This window comes from Bradyrhizobium sp. CFUWI, from assembly GCF_056429085.1.
The window spans coordinates 81,762-99,848 of record NZ_JBWJZE010000019.1 but is presented as its reverse complement, the minus strand read 5'-3'; the positions used below and the strand labels follow the sequence as shown (position 1 = coordinate 99,848).

Annotated in this window: 13 protein-coding genes; 6 read left to right on the top strand and 7 right to left on the bottom strand. The window is 59.3% G+C overall.

What is annotated here, in order from left to right:
* Positions 1 to 580: 580 nt before the first annotated feature.
* From AC066S_RS30915 to AC066S_RS30900, 4 genes are all read left to right on the top strand, one after another.
* A complete protein-coding gene (locus AC066S_RS30915; RefSeq protein WP_235884827.1) occupies positions 581 to 2,158 on the top strand; it encodes an amidophosphoribosyltransferase in 1,578 nt (525 codons plus the stop codon).
* Entirely contained in the window at positions 2,155 to 2,835 is a 681-nt protein-coding gene (locus AC066S_RS30910) for an HAD family hydrolase (RefSeq protein WP_126261764.1), read from the top strand. Before AC066S_RS30915 ends, AC066S_RS30910 begins: the two co-directional genes overlap by 4 nt.
* Before the next feature lie 3 nt (positions 2,836 to 2,838).
* Positions 2,839 to 3,741, top strand: a complete 903-nt coding sequence (locus tag AC066S_RS30905; protein ID WP_126261765.1) for an NAD(P)-dependent oxidoreductase — start codon at positions 2,839 to 2,841, stop codon at positions 3,739 to 3,741.
* 192 nt (positions 3,742 to 3,933) lie between these two features.
* Entirely contained in the window at positions 3,934 to 4,260 is a 327-nt protein-coding gene (locus AC066S_RS30900) for a nucleotidyl transferase AbiEii/AbiGii toxin family protein (protein ID WP_126261766.1), read from the top strand.
* Positions 4,261 to 4,446: 186 nt separating this feature from the next.
* On the opposite strand, the gene AC066S_RS30895 is transcribed toward AC066S_RS30900, so the two are convergent.
* The 4 genes from AC066S_RS30895 to AC066S_RS30880 form a co-directional block, all read right to left on the bottom strand.
* Positions 4,447 to 5,913: an NAD-dependent succinate-semialdehyde dehydrogenase gene (locus tag AC066S_RS30895; protein ID WP_126261767.1), complete on the bottom strand. Its 1,467-nt coding sequence runs from the start codon at positions 5,911 to 5,913 to the stop codon at positions 4,447 to 4,449.
* 3 nt (positions 5,914 to 5,916) lie between these two features.
* On the bottom strand, positions 5,917 to 6,846 hold the full coding sequence (locus AC066S_RS30890; RefSeq protein ID WP_126261768.1) for a dihydrodipicolinate synthase family protein: 930 nt from the start codon (positions 6,844 to 6,846) through the stop codon (positions 5,917 to 5,919).
* 175 nt (positions 6,847 to 7,021) lie between these two features.
* A complete protein-coding gene (locus AC066S_RS30885; protein WP_126261769.1) occupies positions 7,022 to 8,173 on the bottom strand; it encodes a glycoside hydrolase family 88 protein in 1,152 nt (383 codons plus the stop codon).
* A 249-nt stretch (positions 8,174 to 8,422) separates the two neighbouring features.
* The gene (locus AC066S_RS30880) at positions 8,423 to 9,625 is read right to left on the bottom strand and encodes a CaiB/BaiF CoA transferase family protein (RefSeq protein ID WP_126261770.1); all 1,203 of its coding nucleotides are present in this window, start codon (positions 9,623 to 9,625) and stop codon (positions 8,423 to 8,425) included.
* A gap of 264 nt (positions 9,626 to 9,889) precedes the next feature.
* On the opposite strand from AC066S_RS30880, the gene AC066S_RS30875 reads away from it, so the two are divergent.
* Positions 9,890 to 10,981 carry a LacI family DNA-binding transcriptional regulator gene (locus tag AC066S_RS30875; protein WP_126261771.1) on the top strand — a complete coding sequence of 364 codons (1,092 nt, stop codon included), beginning with the start codon at positions 9,890 to 9,892 and terminating at the stop codon, positions 10,979 to 10,981.
* Between the two features lie 162 nt (positions 10,982 to 11,143).
* Here the strand turns inward: AC066S_RS30875 and AC066S_RS30870 are convergent, their stop codons facing one another.
* Together AC066S_RS30870 and AC066S_RS30865 are read right to left on the bottom strand one after the other, a co-directional pair.
* Entirely contained in the window at positions 11,144 to 13,780 is a 2,637-nt protein-coding gene (locus AC066S_RS30870; RefSeq protein WP_126261772.1) for a CehA/McbA family metallohydrolase, read from the bottom strand.
* 198 nt (positions 13,781 to 13,978) lie between these two features.
* Entirely contained in the window at positions 13,979 to 15,304 is a 1,326-nt protein-coding gene (locus tag AC066S_RS30865) for an MFS transporter (protein WP_126261773.1), read from the bottom strand.
* A gap of 710 nt (positions 15,305 to 16,014) precedes the next feature.
* Between AC066S_RS30865 and AC066S_RS30860 the strand changes: the two genes are divergently transcribed.
* Positions 16,015 to 16,797 (top strand): enoyl-CoA hydratase-related protein, encoded by a 783-nt coding sequence (locus AC066S_RS30860; protein WP_126261774.1) that lies wholly within the window; start codon positions 16,015 to 16,017, stop codon positions 16,795 to 16,797.
* A gap of 58 nt (positions 16,798 to 16,855) precedes the next feature.
* On the opposite strand, the gene AC066S_RS30855 is transcribed toward AC066S_RS30860, so the two are convergent.
* A complete protein-coding gene (locus AC066S_RS30855) occupies positions 16,856 to 18,073 on the bottom strand; it encodes a substrate-binding protein (RefSeq protein WP_126261791.1) in 1,218 nt (405 codons plus the stop codon).
* Positions 18,074 to 18,087: the final 14 nt, after the last annotated feature.

The following is an 18,087-nucleotide window of genomic DNA, read 5'->3' as shown; positions in this document are numbered from 1 at the left end:
TCGGGCTCGAAGAATGTCGGATACAAGATAATTTGGCCGCGCGCGCAGCGCCAGAGTCGTTGAAGGTGACATATTGCAGTTCCTGACCACACCGTTTGAAGGTGGATCGTCATGGGTTGGTCCGCGCAAGCGACACGATTCGTTCTGGCCAAGGTTCATGGTCCTGATCAATCACCACTGTTAGTAGTTGATCAGGCGAGCGTCGAACGCCACTCTCTGGCCTGCTTAGAGCTCCTTTTCGTAGGCTGGTTGTCTTTAAAGAACCGGTTTGGTGGCTGGACGCAAAAATGAAAGACATGAGTGAAAGTGCAGAAGGCTTTCGTCGACCTTAAGCCCCCACTTCCTGCTCGCTCCGGTGTGGAGCGTTTCGCACATGGTCGTAGCATCCTGAACATCGCGTGGGTGCTGAAACGACGCACAATACCCACTCGATGGCTAGAATGGCCTGTCTTCCAACCCTACTCGCTCCGGAAATGCCAGCCAGCACATGCAAAGGGCTGGTACGACGCTTGCTTAAGGATGAATCGAAGTGCCATCGAGGCGCCCCGCCAGAGCGACTCCTTAACAAGTGGGTGACTATATGTCCGGTGTCGCCGGTGCATTTTTCTGCGCTTCAAGCGAACCATCGCCGCGTGTCCTTGATCAGCTAAACAAAATGATTCCGACACTTGCACTCCGTGGGCAAGCGGGTGTCGTCGTCTCTGCTTTTATGCAAGAGCGTGGACTCCGACATGGAACCTTTCGATCGAACGATAGCTCTGTGCTCATTGACTGCATCGAACGGGACCCGTGCTTTCGGCCTCATGTTGCAATCGCGCAGATCCGTGGCGGATCCTGTGGAACTGGAGATGGCGACGACGTGCAGTCAATGCCTAACCGCCATTTTGCCATTGCTCTGGACGGCGCCTTGGTGAACGCTCATGAACTCAAGAGCGAATTACTCGCTCGAGGCCAACTGATAGATACGAACACAGACGCCAAGCTCCTGCTGAGGTGGATTGAACACTCTTGCGAACGAGAATATTGGCGTCACGGCCGGCCCGTAAACTACGAAGCTATCTTTCGCGAGCTTGATGATCGTATCGATGGTGCCCTAAGTGCGCTTTTGCTAGATAAGGACGGAGATCTTGTTGCATACCGCAGTCGAAGCGGTTTGCGACCATTGGAGACTATGCGAGCAAGTAATGGCTTGTTGCTCTTTGCTTCTGAAAATTGTGCCTTCGCAGGCTTGGAAGGTGAGATCAGCCAGCTCTTGCCTGGGAGCATACAGCGCGTGGACGCCAAGACCGGCGCCAGCGTTGACCATGCCCTGAACTGCCGAGGACATAAGGCCAAGCTCTGCGCGTACGAAGCCCTCTATTTGGGAAGTCCAAACACGTCGGTCGAGGGCCATTCACATCGCCAAACCCGTTACAACATCGGGCTCTCTTTGGGAAGAATTGTTGCGGAGCGACTTCAAGCAGAGCCACTCTTGATGCCGCCAATCGTGTCCTCAATGCCAAATACTGGGGGCCCGTACGCCGATGGTCTATTTGACTCTTTCGCCGAACAGGGCGTGCTTGCCGAGCGTAGTGACGTAGTTGCAACGCAATTTCAAGAGCGAACGCTCCTCGGCAGAACCAGCGCCCGGCAATCTCGCATTGCCCAGAAGTATCGAGTTTCGGAACCGGCCATAGCCGAACGGACCTTAATAGTTGTCGACGAAGCCCTCATTCGAGGCGATACCAGCCAAGCCGTCACAATGATGCTCCTTGCCGCTGGAGCCAAAGACGTACATTGGGCGATAGGTTCTCCCCCTATAGTTGCGCCAAACTACTACGGCATGGGTATTGATACGCTAGATGAGCTCGCATTCTGGCAGGCATTGAAGCGGCTGCCGTCCGAGCTGCGCGCCCAATGCCTTCGCTTCCATAGGATGGAGCCGCCAGCACTCAGAATCGTTGAGAGCAACATTGCGACGGCGATCCAAGCAGCATCGATAACTTATCTGCCTTTCCGCGCCCTTGTATCCGTTTTGGCCGACAGGCTAGAGGGCATCGATCTATCACCGTTCACGTTCGACATGCCGACCCCCGCTGGACGGCAGCGCGCGCGTAGACACTTGGAAGCGTTGCTGGCCGCTTTTCCTGTCAATACCCCTCTGAGGTCAGAATCATGAAACCCGCTCTCGTATTTGACTGGAACGGAACACTGCTCGATGACACCTATGCGCTGCTCGAAACGACCAATGTCATTTTGGACCGCTTTGGTCGTCCGAGCATCGATATAAAGACCTTTCGGGATCGTTGTGATGTTCCCCTCTCTCTTCTCTACCTTAGCCTTGGAATGTCGCGCGAAGAGATTGAGGCAATGGAGCGTGATGATGGCGCACTATTTCACGACTTATACGAGCCTCTTGCGGCCAAGGCCGATCTACGTGAGGGCGCGCGCAGAGTGCTCGAGATAGCGCGACGACAATCCGCTCTACTCATCATCCTCAGCAACCACATAGTGGCGCCTCTACAGTCCCAGCTGAGGAGGCTTGGAGTAGATCACTACATTACCGATGTGCTCGCTTTTGAAAGCCGCGCCACGCAATACAAATCAATGAGCAAAGGAGAGCGGCTTCGGCTTTACATGCAAAGGTACGACCTGAAGCCCGCATCAACCTTCATCATCGGCGATATGCCCGTGGAGACTGATATTGCACGTAATCTCGGTCTGACGAGCATATCCATTACCGGAGGATTTGTTTCGACCTCGCGCCTGCAAGCCGCGCGTCCAGATTACACGATCAACAACCATCACGAGCTGCTGCCCATCCTGCAAAGCCGTGGCTACTTTTCGGAATGCTAAGCCATGAGTAAGGGATCATCAGCGAGCGCGGCTCCCAGACTGATCAAGCAGAGCGTAGGGCTTATCGGAGCGGGGCGCATGGGAACAGGTATAGGCATCAGCCTGCTGCGTCAGCAACGCGAACTCCACATCAAAGTCAACAAGGAGCGGTTCGGTGCCGATCGCCTGATAAGTGCAGGGGCCCGCGAACATACGTCGATCGCTGAGTTGGCGCAGCATGTAAGTGTGGTGGTGTTGTCCTTACCGTCCAGCCGCGAAGTTGAGATGGTGTGCCTTGATGACGATGGACTATTTGTCCACATGTGCCGAGGAGGCTTGATAATTGATTGCACAACCTCGTATCCTGCCTCGACTATTGCATTGGCGAAAACGGCGCAAGGACGAGGTCTAAGCTTTATTGATGCTCCAGTAACACGAAGCCCCGAGCAAGCAGAGCTCGGCCTCCTCAATGCGATGGTTGGGTCGGATACAACACTCTTTCCCGTCGCTGAACGCATTCTTGCTGCGTTTTGCGAGACCGTGATGCATGTTGGAGATGTCGGACACGGCCACAAGCTCAAGCTTGTTTACAACAGCATGACTATGGGCATAGCTGCGGTCGCCGCTGAGGTCTGCCAATTCGCGGATAGTCTTCAGATAGATCTTGTAACACTACGGTCTTTGGTCAGTCGGGGCTCTACGAACAGTGGAATATTCCAAGCCTTCGCCGCCTTTTTGTTGGGAGAGAAACCGGATGCACTGGCAATCTCGATTGCAAATGCTGCAAAGGACATCGAGTGTGCTGTGCGCCTAGCGCGCGAGAGTGCCGTTTCCGTGCCGGTCCTGGATGCTGCCGCGCAGGAACTCAACCTCTCAGTTGTCGCAGGCAAAGGTGAACTGACCCTACCACATTTGGCCCTATCGTAAATGCTTGGTATGGCTCCAAGCGGGCCATTTTTCCACGAGTCCGTGGCGCCCCTCGACTCCCTCGTCATCGAGAACGATGATTAGGACGAGACGGTCCGCATCTTCAAAGAAGTCAGCGGCGTTTCATACAACGATGGGCGGAGTTCGATCCAAACAGCCTCAAGGTCAATCGCATTCGCGAGGAAACCGAGTATGGCGGACTGCGCATCACCGCCGACGCATTGTTCCGCCAAGGCCCGTATCGTTATCGATATGGCCGTTGATGATGCGGTCGAACCGGGTCTACTGGAAATGGACTTGTCGGTTCTCCACGATCTTCCTGCTCCGCATCTGCGCGCTTATGCGCGTGAGATGGTCATCGCCGAGAAATTCCAGGCGATGGTCATGCTGGGCCGCGCCAATATTCGTGGTGCTCGCGGGCTATCATTGGCGCGGAAGTTTGGGGGCTTTGGCACACGCAGCTGTTATCCGTCCGCGCCGATTTGCCGGACAAAGTATCTTACTTCTGCTTCCGCCTGAATGAACAATAAGGTGTCAGTCCCGCAAGGAAAAAGAACCGCTGCCGGATTTCTCCGACAGCGGCTCAAGTCCGGGGAGAAGGCAGACGTACCGGTCTGCCAGCGGAGAAGGGGAGAGCGCTTGAAGCTATCCGGCGGCACCGTCGAACAATCGTTCTGCTCCGGTTTGGCACCTGGGATTCCGGTTCTAGCTCGCCTGGCTCACAAATTTGGTGTCGAGATAGCCCTCGATTGCCTCGAGGCCACCTTCCGAGCCGAAGCCGGACTCCTTCGTTCCTCCGAAGGGCACTTCGGGAAGCCCAAGCCCATGATGATTGATCGATACCATCCCGCATTGGAGATCGGCCCCGATCGCGGCCATGGTTGCGGCGGATCGCGTGTAGGCATAGGCGGCGAGCCCGTAAGGCAGTCGATTGGCCTCCGTGACAACGTCGTCATAGGTCTTAAACCGCGCAATCGGGGCGACAGGGCCGAACGGCTCTTCATTCATGATGCGCGCTTGAGGTGGAAGATCGGTCAGGACCGTCGGCTCGAAGAAGTACCCCGCATTGCCGATACGCTTGCCGCCGGTGCGCAACTGGGCGCCGCAATCGAGAGCGTCCGCGACAAAGCTCTCCATTGCGTCGATCCGCCGCGAATTGGCGAGCGGTCCCATGCGGCTGTCTCTCTCAAGGCCATTGCCAACCTTGATCGCGCTGGCCTCGGCAACAAACCTCTTGACGAAATCTTCATAGACACTCTCATGCACCAGAAACCGCGTCGGCGAGACGCAGACTTGGCCGGCATTGCGGAACTTGTTCGCCGACAAAATTCTTGCGGCTTTCTCGACGTCGGCATCTGGGAAAACGATGGCAGGCGCGTGCCCGCCGAGTTCCATGGTGGTGCGCTTCATGTGGGCGCCGGCAAGGGCTGCGAGATGCTTTCCGACTACGGTCGAACCGGTGAAGGAGACTTTACGGACGATAGGATGGCGTATGAGATGGTCTGAAACTTCGGATGGCACGCCGAAGACGAGATTGATCACGCCCGCCGGCGAGCCCGCATCCGCGAAACTACGCACCAGCTCCATGCAGCTCGCTGGCGTCTCTTCAGGTCCCTTGACGATGATGGAGCAGCCGGCTGCAAGGCTCGCCGAGATCTTCCGCACGGCCTGGTTGATCGGAAAATTCCAGGGCGTAAATGCCGCAACCGGCCCGACAGGCTCCTTGGTCACGAGCTGGGCAATATTGCCAAAGCGCGCCGGCACGATCCGCCCATAAGCGCGCCGCCCTTCTTCGGCGAGCCAGTCGATGATATCGGCAGCGAGGAGCGTTTCAGCACTCGACTCGCTCAGCGGCTTACCCTGTTCGAGGGTCATGATTGCAGCGATGTCGGCTGCGCGCGAGCGCATGAGCTCGGCGGCCTTGCGCATGGTCCTGTACCGGTCGAAGGCAGAAACCTTTCGCCAGATCTCGAAGCCGTCCGCCGCCGCCGCGAGGGCACGATCAAGATCACCGCGGGATGCGTAAGGCGTTTCGCCAATGGGCTGTCCGGTCGCGGGGTTGAGGATCTCTTCCGAGCGCTCTGCCTCCCCTTCCGTCCATTCCCCGGCAATGAACATCTTGATCTGGGGGTACACAGGTTGTGCCTGCACCGCTTGTTCCGGATTGTTCATGCCTCAATGTCCCCAGCGAAGAGCCAGCGGGTTGAGCTCGTGCGCAAGCTCGATCAATCCAGCTCTCGTCGCCGGATGGAGCCCATCGAGCGGATGCCGCACCGCTTCGTATTTGATCACACCACCTTCAGCCATCACGCTCTTGGCAGCGCGCAGGCCGCACTGGCGGTTCTCGAAATTGATGAGCGGCAGCACCTTTGCATAGGCAAGAGCGGCTTCTTGCCTGCGTCCCGCTTTGTGGTGATCGAGCACCGGGCGAAGCAGATCGGGCAGCAGCGCACTCGACATCGTTCCGGTCGCACCGGCGTCGAGGTCTGCCATCATGGTGATGGCCTCCTCCCCGTCAAAAGGACCAATGATGGCCTCACCGCCGAGCTCGATCAGACTGCGCAACTTGGCAGCAGCAAACGGGACCTCGATCTTGAAATATCTGGCGAGCGGCACCTCGCAAGCGAGGCGGACGAGAAACGGGACCGTCAATGTAACGCCGGAGAGCGGCGCGTCCTGGACCATGATTGGGATCCCTGCCGCGTCTGCGACCCGGCCGAAATGGCCAATCATGGCCCCGTCATCCGCCTTGAGGCTTGCACCATGATAAGGCGGCATCAGCATGAGGAGGCTTGCGCCACGTTCGGCCGCATAGCGGGCGCGTTGCACCGCAATCTGGGTGCTGAAATGGCTGCAGGTCACCATGACTGGCTTGCGGCCCGCGACATGCGAAAGACAGAGCTCGACCAGAATGTCGCGTTCTTGATCAGACAGCAGGAACTGCTCGGAATAGTTGGCCAGAATGCAGATCCCGTCCACGCCTTGATCAATCATGCAATCGATAACGCGCCGCTGCCCTTCAAGATCGAGATCTCCAGCCTCCGTGAACGGCGTCGGAGCCACCGGGAACAAGCCGCGATAGATGGGAGTCTTCGCACTTCTCATGTAGAGGATTCCAGACAGGAGGCGGTCAGTTGCTGTCGAACGGGGTCAGCCATCGCAAACATCTAAGGAATGGCGCCGATACCGGCGCACTTTTTTGACAGATTGACTAGCATGGCGTCACAAACGAGATTGGTTTGAGGCTTTGCTCGCGTTGGACGCCTTTCGTGCCTCCCCATTAAATCCAGCCAGGCGGCACCAGGTCCGTGAGGACGGCAAGACATTCAAACAGGAAGTAGCTTCCGAAGATCAGCTCGACGTTCTGAGCCGCATCGATATCGCGCACAATCGCCTTTCGGGTGAAGCAGCCGCCGGTGAGCATTCCAGGCGGGCGCGGGTCATCGGGAGCAGTCGGCGTCAGGTATTTCGAGCTCAGCTGAGTAACTGTGCGCTCCGCAAATGATCGATATCTGGCGCCCCGCTCAGGACCAAGTGCGGATGCGAGGCGCAGCGCCGCGGCAGCAGCGATAGCAGTGGCCGCAGTATCCCTGCTGGTATTGGGGATCGCCGGATCGTCGAAATCCCAGAAGGCAATGAGATCCGCAGGGACATGGTCGATCCACCAGTCAAGAAGGCGCACGGCGTAGTCGCGCCATAGTGGTTCGTCCGGGCGGACCATGGCGGCGTGAGCGGTGTAGAGCATCGCCCATCCCTGCGCCCGGCCCCAAGTGCTGATATCGCTATAGCCCTTGTGCGTGTGCGTTCTGAGCACCTCGCCGGTCTGTGGATCAAGGGTGGAAGACTGGATAACTGAATTGTCCTGCCGTACGTGGATCTCGAGGACACGCCGCATATGTGCATTGGCGACCTCCTCCATCCGGGCATCGGAAAGCTCGTCCGCGGCCCAAAAGAGCAGGCCTGTCGCCTGGAGCGAGTCGATGCTGCTCTCGGAGGCTCCGACTGCGCTCGCCTCCTCGGCATCCCTGCCCAACGGTATCAGTCCGAGGTGTGGATCGAACATATCACGAAGCGACCTTGCAGCTGTCAGAGCCACCTCGCGCGCGTTTTCGTCCTCGAACAGGATGCTGCCGAGGGCGCCAGCATGATAGAAGCCGAAACCCTTGAAGGCCGTAAGCCGCTCGGCACGCGGCAACATTCGGCTTAGCGCAGCACGCGCGTCTTCGATTGGGAACTGCCTGGGATTAGCGAGATGCGCGAGCCAAAGCTCGCCGACAAAGGCCCCGCCGGTCCAATCACCATCGGGCGTAAACGTCCATGTTCCGTCGGCGGCACTCGCCCAGTGTGGCAAGCCCGTGCGTGCAGTGTCCCTGGTCTCGGCAATGCGCTTCAACATACGCTCGCGCGCGGGCAGATATTGGCTTTCCGACATGGCTCTGATCCAACATAAAACTTGCCGCGCGGCTTTGGCCTGGCGGCAACTTAAAGCTCTTTACCAACAGGTCCTGGACTGGGGTGAACGGTTAATGTTCACCAGACTTCCAAGCGTGCGCTTGGTTGCATCGCTGCCGAGGAGCACGCCTCGTCAGCAACACCGCAGGGAAAGCCGCGCGCAAGTTTATGCCGATCACCATGCCCTCCTGACGTAAGCGCGCTACTTTCGAGAAGTCACTTTGGTCGTTTAGTGATGCGAGTCCGCAGCGCCGATGGCGCCCGTATCGTAAAGATGCTTCAATGTCCTGGCGTCATAGCCCAGCTCTTTCAGAATCTCTTCCGTTTGCGCACCGAGCTTTTGCGGGGGCAAACGCACGTCCGGCTGCTCGCCGTCGTAGCGCACGGGATGGCTGACGAGGGTGATGGGAGTTCCGGTCGCGCCGGTCACGACCTGAAAATTTCTGTTGTGCACAATCTGCGGATCCTCAACGACGTCAGCATAATCGTTCACCGCAGCGTGCCAAATTCCACGCGCCTCGAACAAGGCGATGCATTCGGTGGTTGTGCGTTTGGCGACACTGGGCGCAATCATGGCTGAGGCTTCGTCCCGCCGGCGATACGCCTCCCCGTCAGGAATTCGCTGGTCGAGCGGAAGGCCAAGCGCGTCTGAGAGCGCCTCCAGCGATCCCAAAGAGATCGCAATGTGTCCATCGCGTGTCGCATAGATGCCGTAGGGCGCGCCGTAGTACCAGCCCGCCACCGGACCCGGCTGACGGACGTCGTCAGGCCTTTGGCCGTTCAGGTAGCAGGTAAAGGATTCCATCTGCAGGTCGAGCGCAGCCGACAGTAGGCTAACATCGACGCGGCAGCCCTGCCCCGTGCGCGCTTTCCTCACCAGGGCAGCTAGAATGCCCGCGGCAAACAAGGCGGCGCCGTGATGATCGATGGCGGAAACGCCCACAGCCCGCGGCCCCTGCTCGCGACTTCCGGTGATCATCGCAAGTCCTGATAGGGCCTGGATCAAGAGATCCTGGCCGGGGCGGTTGACGTAGGGCCCGTCAGGACCGTAGCCGGAGGCAGCCGCATAGATGATCTGCGGATTGATCTTCTTTGCATCCTCGTAGCCGAGACCAAGCTTGTCGAGCACACCCGGACGGAAGTTCTCTGCGATTACATCCGATTTCGCGATCAGTTGCCTGGCGATGACGACGGCTTCGGGTTTTTTCAGATCGAGCGTGAGGCTGCGCTTGTTGCGGTTGCCCGTGAGAAGCAACATTGACTGGCCATCAACCCGCTTGTCCGCCCCGCCCCATTTCCTCTGAAAGGCCCCTCCGGGCGGTTCCACGGCGATCACGTCCGCACCGAGGTCGGCGAGAAACTGCACGCCGACCGGACCCATCAGAAAGTGATTGAGGCTGAGGACACGAATGCCCTTCAAGAGATCGACCATACGTCCTTGCTTTCGGTTTTGCCTGAAATCGAGCTGCTTGGCTCTCGATTTCTGAAATCGATTTCAGACTTAGGCCGCGCAAGAACCGGAGTCAAGCAAATCAACCAACTTTCGAATGAGATTCGCTTCCCCCGCTCGATGTGCGCATGAGAGGGCCAGAAATAGCGCCGACAGCCCGTATACAGGGCTTGAGAAGGTGGCGCTCATGATGGTTTAACCCTTTTGAGAGGGTGCCCCTCTCCTTCTTCTGGTTGACCAACGCAAATGGACAAGAAACCTGTAATCGCGCCAAAAGGCCGCCTGCAGCCGCGCGTGAAGATCGAGGACGTTGCCCGGAAGGCGAATGTGTCGCCGGCGACGGTATCGCGAGTGCTCAATCACCCCGATATCGTACGGCCGGAGCTTCGCGACAGGGTCATGCGGCATATCAATGACCTCGCCTACACACGCGATAGCGCAGCCAGAGCATTAAAATCGGGACGCATGCGGACCGTCGGCGTCATCGTTCCGACGCTGGCGCTCGGTATCTTTGCAGAAGGGGTCGAAGCGCTCCAGAACCGCCTCAGCGAAAGCGGCTACACGCTGTTCATTGCGAATTCGCAATATGACCAGCGGCGTGAACTTCAGGAACTGCAAAGTCTCATTGAACGTGGCATCGATGGAATTGTGCTGGTCGGAGCTTCCCACGGACGGGAGCTGAGGAGTCTGATCGAACAGGCAAGCGTACCCGTCATCACCACCTATGTTGCCAAGGCCGGCGGCGGCATCCCCGCGATCGGAATCGACAACGAAAGCGCCACCCGCGAGATGACGGAGTATCTGCTAAGGCTTGGACACGTCCGTTTCGGCGCAATTGCCAACGTTGTTGCTGCGTCAAACGACAGATCCCGTGCCAGGCTTGAGGGAATTCAGCGCGCGCTCTCGGACGCCGGCCTCCCGCTCAAGCCAACCCAGATCGTCAAGGCCGATTATTCACTTGCCCAAGGCCGTAGTGCCCTTCGTCAACTCCTCACCGATCACCCGGACACGACAGCAGTCATCTGCACCACCGACACGCTTGCCATCGGTGCAATGGCAGAGGCTCGCAAGATGGGTCTGGCCGTACCGGCCACGCTTTCCATCACAGGATTTGACGATGTGGAGCTGGCGGCGCAAATGGACCCGCCGCTCACAACGGTCAGTGTTCCGGCAGCAGAAATCGGCCGGGGAGCCGCCGATTATCTCATCAATGCCATTGCTGGAAGTCCTGTCCCGAGAAGTGTCGTGTTGCCTTATCGGCTGGTCATGCGCTCATCGAGCGCGCCGCCGCGCTCCAGCGCCCGTCCCGCCCGTCGCGGGCGCAATCGAGATCATTGATCGGGCCACGGTTCCTGAAAACTATTCAGAACCGTAGCCTGGCCTTCGCGTCCCAAGACCCGGTGACGGAAGCTGCTCGCCCCATAACATTATTCGGCCGTAAGTAGAGGCGGCTGAGATGCGATGCGCCGCCTGCGCGATCGTCAATGGCACAAGATCTTCTCAATGCTCGCGTTCAACGTGAACGGAGTGAACGGGCGCATGGTGGTGGCTGGCGCCCAATTCGTGCAGTCTATGATGCAGGCGATGATGCGCAAGTTCCAGGGCAGCTCGCAGCCGCGAGTGTCGCGCTTCGTCGGACTTGGGAGCGAGCGTGTCCATATAGGCGATCGATCCCTCGATTTGTGCAAGGACCGAGACTGCATCTGCGGTGGCAAAGATGGGCATCTCGCCTACTTTGACATATACCGCACTGGTGTGCGCCGCAATGTCGGCCTCGCGTCCGGCGACACTGCCCCGAACGCGCAGCGCGATCCAGCATGACTCGCTGATCGGCAGCGAAAGCTGTCCCTTGCACGACAAGCCCCCACATCGAATCTCCTCGACGACGCGGCCGTTGCGGATCAGCTCCACCCGCGCTGACGGAACGCTGACCGATTCGATCCGCCAGTCGATCGTGAGGGTGCCGCCTGAATGGGGAAGCGCGACCGTTCCTCCAGGGCGCCGTCCTTCAACGATCATCTCAACCAGAGGCCCGACAGTGATGAACGTGTCCCCCCTACGTACGGCATCCATCCAGTTGCGATACGTGAAGTCGTTTTCGCCAAGCCGCACATAGGTCCGCGAGCCCCCGAGGAGTGCGGCAGCGTCCATCTTGTCGGAGCCGGCTACCAGCGGCAGATGGTACCCGATATTGAGGTAGCGATACCAGTCGGCAAGACCAAATGCGCTGATCTGCGCGGTCCGCGGGTTGAACGACATCATTTCGATGGCGTCGACAAGGCCGAGCACGATGTCGGCCGCACGTTCCGCCTGCGGGTTCGGCGCATGCGGCATTACGACCAGGCCCCCTTGCTGACGGCAGCGCTCCGCCCAGTCGGCCATGGTCGCTTCCAGAACATGGCCGATCGCAGCTTCGTTGGACCCGCCGCAAGAGAGCGGATTGATCATCTCACCTTCGTAGCCGAGTAGCGATATGTGCCCCAGAACCTGCATCCGGTTCTCCGTGCCGACCCGAACCAGGAATTCCCCGTCCCCGCCGAAATCCTTTGCCCCGATCGTCGTGCGTCCGTCGAAATCGGCGACGTTGGTGAATAGCTCGCCCCACTGTGCGGCGAGCAGGTTGACGACGTTGACACCCTCCGCCTTGCCCTCAAGCAGCGCTGTCTGCGGGCTCAGGAAATGGACGTGCGTATCAGAGCTGACCCATCCCTGTTCGCGCCAGCGCAGCACACGGTCGAGCGCAAAGGTGAGATTGTCCGTCGTTGCAGTGATTTCGACGATGGCGCGCAACGGACGCACCTCAAAACCCCTGCAGATCTCAACGAACACGGGCCCGAGCGGCAGGTCCGCCTCGCAGCTGCCGTCCACGTAGGCGTACTGGTTCAGCCCATTGGCAAATTCGCCCGAGAAGTCCTCGAACCTGCCGGTATTGACCTTGCGGTGATGTCCCTTGGGTGGCAGATACTCCCCGTGCTCACCATGGAGATGCAGCCGCGCGGCAACACGCACCCCGCTGCCCTTCTCAACGATGCGGATCTTGACCGGTCTTGTGGCCGGTTCGACTCTTGCCACGGTGAGCGAGGCGCCGCCTGCGTTAGCGCAACCTTCCAACGATCGAAGATCGAATATGTGCGAGCGGCCATCGTCGGAGCACAGATAGAGCCTTGCGTCGGGATGCGCGGAGTACTCGACGATGACATCGTTGGCGGAGCGCACGGGTTGCACATCAACTTTGGCGCCCAGCCAATCCGCTCTGGAGTACTCGAGCACTGCGCGGGCCGAGATAACCGTTCCGAGGTCCATGCCGATCTGCTCGCCTCGATCGTCGACATCGAGCTCGCCAAGCTTATTGAGATGAACCCCGGGCGGCAGCCTCACCTTCAGCTTGCGACGGCCCTGGAGGCGCAGCGGGTGCTGGGTGAGCGTTGTCGTCGTCACCGCAAAGACAAGCGAGATTTCCTGTTCCGCGCGCAAGCTTAGCGCCGAAAGCTCCTTGTCCGGATAGGGGTTCGGGAGCGCGTAAAGCCACAGGTTCTCACCTTGTCGATCCATGCGTCCCGATTGGGTGCGGGCCTCGCCCTGGAAGAAGCTCGCCCCCGGCGCTCTGCCGAGTATAAAGTCCTCGCCCGTGCTTGCATGCACGATGGGGCCGCGTAGCGGCAGGGCGGCGAACGCACTCGCACTCCAGGAGATGTGGTTCTGCTGGATCGCGAAGCGGCGCAGCACCGGCACGTCGGTCTCGCTGCCGTCGGCATAGCGGAGCCCGTATGTCGCCACCCGCTCGCCGAGTGGATTGCCTTCTACAGGTAGCGTAGCCGGGCCGATCTCTCCGAAACCATCGGGGCTTATACTGGGGCGGTCTGCGACCACTTGCACGAACAGCACATAGCTCGTCATTGCCCGCGGCAACGCAATTACGGCAGGAGGGGCCCCGGGGCGCAGCTCCAGCACATCCGGCCCTGTTTCGCTGCCGAAGAGAAAGGGCATGCCGCGATGAGTCTGGAGCCCGCGAAGCGAATCGATCCACCCGGTGTCACCCGGGCGGTTGGCGAAACCCTCACCGGTATTTGCGCGCCTAGCGTTGAAATATCGCGTCAAGTCGACAGGCGTGAAGTGTGGCGATGAAGGTGTTTTCATGCTGAGGACTCCAGTTTCAGCAACTCTGGTGCCGCGCAAGCAGTCTTTGTCTTGTGAATGACTGCTCGCGCAAGGAGGCTTGCGCCAATCCCATGCCTATGCCCATGCCCAGCATGAAGGGATACGCGCGAACCGTTATGTTTTGCACTTGATGCGAACACTTTGCGTCTGTCGCGGCGAAGCGCAGGGGCAGAGTGTTCATTCACCGATGTAGAGGCGACCCCGCTTCTTGGCGATGTGGTAGACCAGCACGCTTAGGAGCGCGATCAACGATCCGTAAACGGGAAACATCCAGGCGATGTGCTCGCGTTGCAACCAGACCAGCAGATAGGGTGACGTCCCGCCAAACAGAGAGACGCCGAGCGCATAGCCGAGAGCCACTCCGGTGGTCCGCACGGCGCGCGGCATCAGCGTGGTGGCGATGAAATTATAGAGGGCCATGTTGAAGCCCACGATCGCGCCGCCGAACACCGTGACAAAGAAGAACGTGACGATGCCTTTTTCCGAATAGAGCAGTGTCAGGAAGAAGCATGGAATGAGCAACAGGCGCAGCAGCGTGAACGCGCGCGAGGGTCGCACCTTGTCCGCGAAAGCGCCGATAAGGGGCGCCGTTGACATCCAGATCAGGACCATCAGCGTCATGATCCCGTACACATACGTGCTGTTCTCCTTGAAGACCGTGTTGGCCATGTTGGGCAGGCCGGTGTTCCACGCATAGTTGGCGATCTGCACCGAGCCGATCACCAGGATGACGGCGAGCAGCGAAAGGCGGACGCTCCATAGCGTTTTCCACACACCGCCAGTCGTTTCCTGAATACGCGAAGACTCGTCTTGCCGATGCATGGCTCGATTGATCAAGGTTTCCGGCACCGTGGTGCGCAAATAGATGATCAAAAGGCCCAGCAGGCCACCGACCGCAAAGGGTATGCGCCAGGCCCACTCGCGCATGGCTTCAGGTGCGACCGAGGCGCTCACCAGGAAGGCAACCAGGCTCGATCCAAGGTTTCCCAACTGGATAAATGTGCCACCAATCAGACCGAGGTAGTGCCCCTCTTTGCCAGGTGGCGCCAATTCAATTGCAATGGCGTTGGCGACACCAGCCTCAGCGCCAGTAGCAAGCCCCTGAATGAGCCGCATGATCAGCAGCGCTATCGCCGCCGTGACGCCGAGATCCTTGTAGGTGGGCAGCAAGGATATCAAAAGCGAGCAAACCGCCATGGCCGTAACCGAGATCAACATCACGCGCTTGTGGCTGATGCGATCTGCGACCGGCCCCAGCAAAGCCGCGCCCAGCGGCCGAGCGCAAAAACCCGCCCCGTACACGGCCAGTCCCGCTAGCAGCGAGGTGGTGGGATCATCGGAAGGGAAGAAGTGCGGCGAGAGAAACGCTGCCATTACGCCGTAGACATTCCAGTCGTACCACTCCAGCGCCACCCCTCCTCCAAGGCCGGCGGTCATCCGCTTGTTGGCAGTTTGCTTGTCAAGCTGGATGGGTACTGCGCTGGGCTGAGCAATGATGTTCATGGGTCCTCGGGCTCTATTGATGTCGTTAATAATTTTAAGGGTCGCGCGAGAACGAGCAGCCGCTCGTCGGCCCAACTGCGCCCGCAGCGGCGGGGTCTATGAGAGCGGCGGCCTTGAGGAGGCCGGACCGCGGAAGCGCAGGCGCAAAGGGTGCCCGGGATGCCGGTGGAAAGCCCGCCTCCCTTCGCGTATTTGCGGGCCTCGCCTCAGGAGCGGCCATTGCACGATCCTAACGGCGCAGGACGCCTCCATCGTTGCCTCCGACTTGCGCGGCGGCTCGCATAAAGCGCGCGCGACATTCCGTGCCATTCCCATGGCTAACCCTCCTCCTGTTGCTCTTAGCGCGCTTCTGAAGAAGCTGATGTTCTTGTTGGACGGCGCGGCGTCAAAGAGCGCCGCAGCGTCAATGAGATCCTTCAGATGCGCCCGCTCTCGCTGGCCGCACGCTTCCGGTTTCCCGCATTTGTCAGCCTTTTTCTACACCATTCCTGAAATCGATTTCAAGATCAATAAGAATTCAGAACTGTGGAGTCAAGCCGCTTTTCAAGGCTAAGGCGCGCCTCATGGGGCGCCGTCAGCCCGCTTGAGCGACCGGTGCCAGCGGCGCGGGGACTGATTCAGCCCAAAAACAGGCCCTAAGAACCGTCGTTGCCAAGAAATCGATTTCAGTTTATGCGCTGGTTCTCATATTCCTTCAGGAGAACCGCTCCATGACCAAGACGTCCGATCTCATCCAGTCGACATCTGTCGCGCCCCACGTGCGCCTTTTGACGCTGAATAGGACATCGAAACGAAACGCCTTGAGCAACGAACTGATTGTGGATCTAGGCGCGACCTTGCGGGATGCCGCAATTGACGAAGATGTCCGCTGTGTCGTGATTTGTGGCAGCGATGCGTTCTTCTCTGCCGGCGCCGATATCAAGGAGATGCGAGAGCGCGGCTTTGAGGCAATCGACAATCCCGCGCGACGTTCTGCCTGGCGGGATGTCGCCAATTTCCCCAAGCCTCTCATTGCCGCAGTCGAGGGCATTTGCTTCGGCGGCGGCCACGAATTGGCACTGCTCGCGGACATCGTGATAGCAGGCGAAGGGGCGGTATTTGGACAGCCTGAGATTAACATCGGGATATTGCCGGGCGACGGCGCGACGCAAAGGCTGACACGCGTTGCTGGCAAATCGCTGGCCATGCTGATGATCCTGAGCGGCCAATCCATCACGGCGCGGATCGCGATGCAGGCCGGCCTTGTGGCGGAAGTTGTCGAAAGCGGCAGGGCGCAGATTCGTGCGGTCGAACTAGCCGATCTGATTGCGCAAAAGCCTCCCCGTTCGGCTGAACTTGCCAAAGCTGCAGTTCTCGCCGCGTTTCAGACCACGCTGGACGCCGGGCTCGAGTTTGAACGGCAAGCGATCCGGTTTGCCTTCAGCACAGCTGACCAGCAGGAAGGCATGAACGCCTTCTTTGAGAAGAGGCCGCCAAACTATCGCGGAAACTAGCTACCGCGATCTGCTCGCATGCGGCGCCAGCAAAGCTGGACCGCGTAACATGGGCCTTTCAACACTCCTTTGGGTCGACCAGGCCGGCGCTACGGGCGACGATTTCGTATTGGCCGGCCCTTGCCACACCAACGTACATGTTCATCCTACAGTGGCGCTTGCCCGGCACCATCTCCGCCGGCCCGCCAGGCCCTTCCGCAAGCTTTGCGTGGTCGAGAGCGGCGGCGACCGCCTCGCGGTCAAGCGTACCAGCTTCCTTGACTGCGGCTTCCCACAGCTTCAATCCTCGATAAGTGCCGGTCGCGGCGCTGCCTGCTGAGAACCGGAACTTGCCAGGAAACTGCTTTTCGTAGGCCGACTGAATTTTGGCGCTCACCGGATCTTCCACCGCGAACGCCCTGTAGTAGTCCAGGCTGCTGGCGAGGCCTTCGATCTCGTGAGCCTGATTCATTTCGAGCGTGTTCTCGTCATAGTAGACGCAGCCAAGCCGTCCCCCATTCCTGGAAAAGCCCGCTTCATAAAGCTGTTTGAAGAAGGAGCCGACGCCCGGGGGGATGACGCTGTTGAAGACCACGTCTACTTTGTTGGACGTGATGCGGCTCACGGTCGATGAAAAATCGATCTGGTCAAGGGGATAGTACTCCTCGAACACCACCTCCCCGCCGCTGCTCTCGATCACCTTGCGCGCATAGGCGTTGATTGTTTGCGGCCAGACGTAGTTGGAGCCAGGCAGCGCGAAGCGTCTGCCCCCGTTCTTGATCAGCCAGGGGATGAACCGGTCGCAATTCTGCGCCGGAACCGGGCCGGTGCAGAACAGATTGGGCGTGCACTCCTTGCCTTCGTAGGCCTGCGGATAGATGTAGAGCGTCTTGCCACGAGAGATGATGATGTCCTTGATGGCGTTACGCATCGAGCTCGCAATGCCACCGAGCACCAGGTCGACCTTGTCTCGCTGAATCAGCTTGCGGACATTGCCGACAGCGACGGACTCGTTGGACGCGGTGTCCTCGATCAGGAGCTCGATGGGGCGCCCCAGTAGACCACCGGTCTCGTTGATCTCGTTGACCACCATGCGAGCGACATTGGCGTCGGTATTCCCGGCAAACCCGAGTGCCCCCGTAAGGTCGGTGGCAATGCCTATCCTGATCGGGCCTTCGGCGGCGTTGGCCCAGTCAGGACGGATCACCCAGCTGGCCGGGCCGGCCGCAATGGCCGCCGACGCAAAGGCGAAATTGTAGAGAAAGCGGCGGCGGCTGAGTTGTCGGCGATCATTCAACATCGAACTGACCC

Bases quoted from the DNA above. Each gene is read 5' to 3' on its own strand.
- AC066S_RS30915 (WP_235884827.1), top strand. From the start codon at position 581: ATGTCCGGTGTCGCCGGTGCATTTTTCTGCGCTTCAAGCGAACCATCG.
- AC066S_RS30910 (WP_126261764.1), top strand. From the start codon at position 2,155: ATGAAACCCGCTCTCGTATTTGACTGGAACGGAACACTGCTCGATGAC.
- AC066S_RS30905 (WP_126261765.1), top strand. From the start codon at position 2,839: ATGAGTAAGGGATCATCAGCGAGCGCGGCTCCCAGACTGATCAAGCAG.
- AC066S_RS30900 (WP_126261766.1), top strand. From the start codon at position 3,934: ATGGCGGACTGCGCATCACCGCCGACGCATTGTTCCGCCAAGGCCCGT.
- AC066S_RS30895 (WP_126261767.1), bottom strand. From the start codon at position 5,913: ATGAACAATCCGGAACAAGCGGTGCAGGCACAACCTGTGTACCCCCAG.
- AC066S_RS30890 (WP_126261768.1), bottom strand. From the start codon at position 6,846: ATGAGAAGTGCGAAGACTCCCATCTATCGCGGCTTGTTCCCGGTGGCT.
- AC066S_RS30885 (WP_126261769.1), bottom strand. From the start codon at position 8,173: ATGTCGGAAAGCCAATATCTGCCCGCGCGCGAGCGTATGTTGAAGCGC.
- AC066S_RS30880 (WP_126261770.1), bottom strand. From the start codon at position 9,625: ATGGTCGATCTCTTGAAGGGCATTCGTGTCCTCAGCCTCAATCACTTT.
- AC066S_RS30875 (WP_126261771.1), top strand. From the start codon at position 9,890: ATGGACAAGAAACCTGTAATCGCGCCAAAAGGCCGCCTGCAGCCGCGC.
- AC066S_RS30870 (WP_126261772.1), bottom strand. From the start codon at position 13,780: ATGAAAACACCTTCATCGCCACACTTCACGCCTGTCGACTTGACGCGA.
- AC066S_RS30865 (WP_126261773.1), bottom strand. From the start codon at position 15,304: ATGAACATCATTGCTCAGCCCAGCGCAGTACCCATCCAGCTTGACAAG.
- AC066S_RS30860 (WP_126261774.1), top strand. From the start codon at position 16,015: ATGACCAAGACGTCCGATCTCATCCAGTCGACATCTGTCGCGCCCCAC.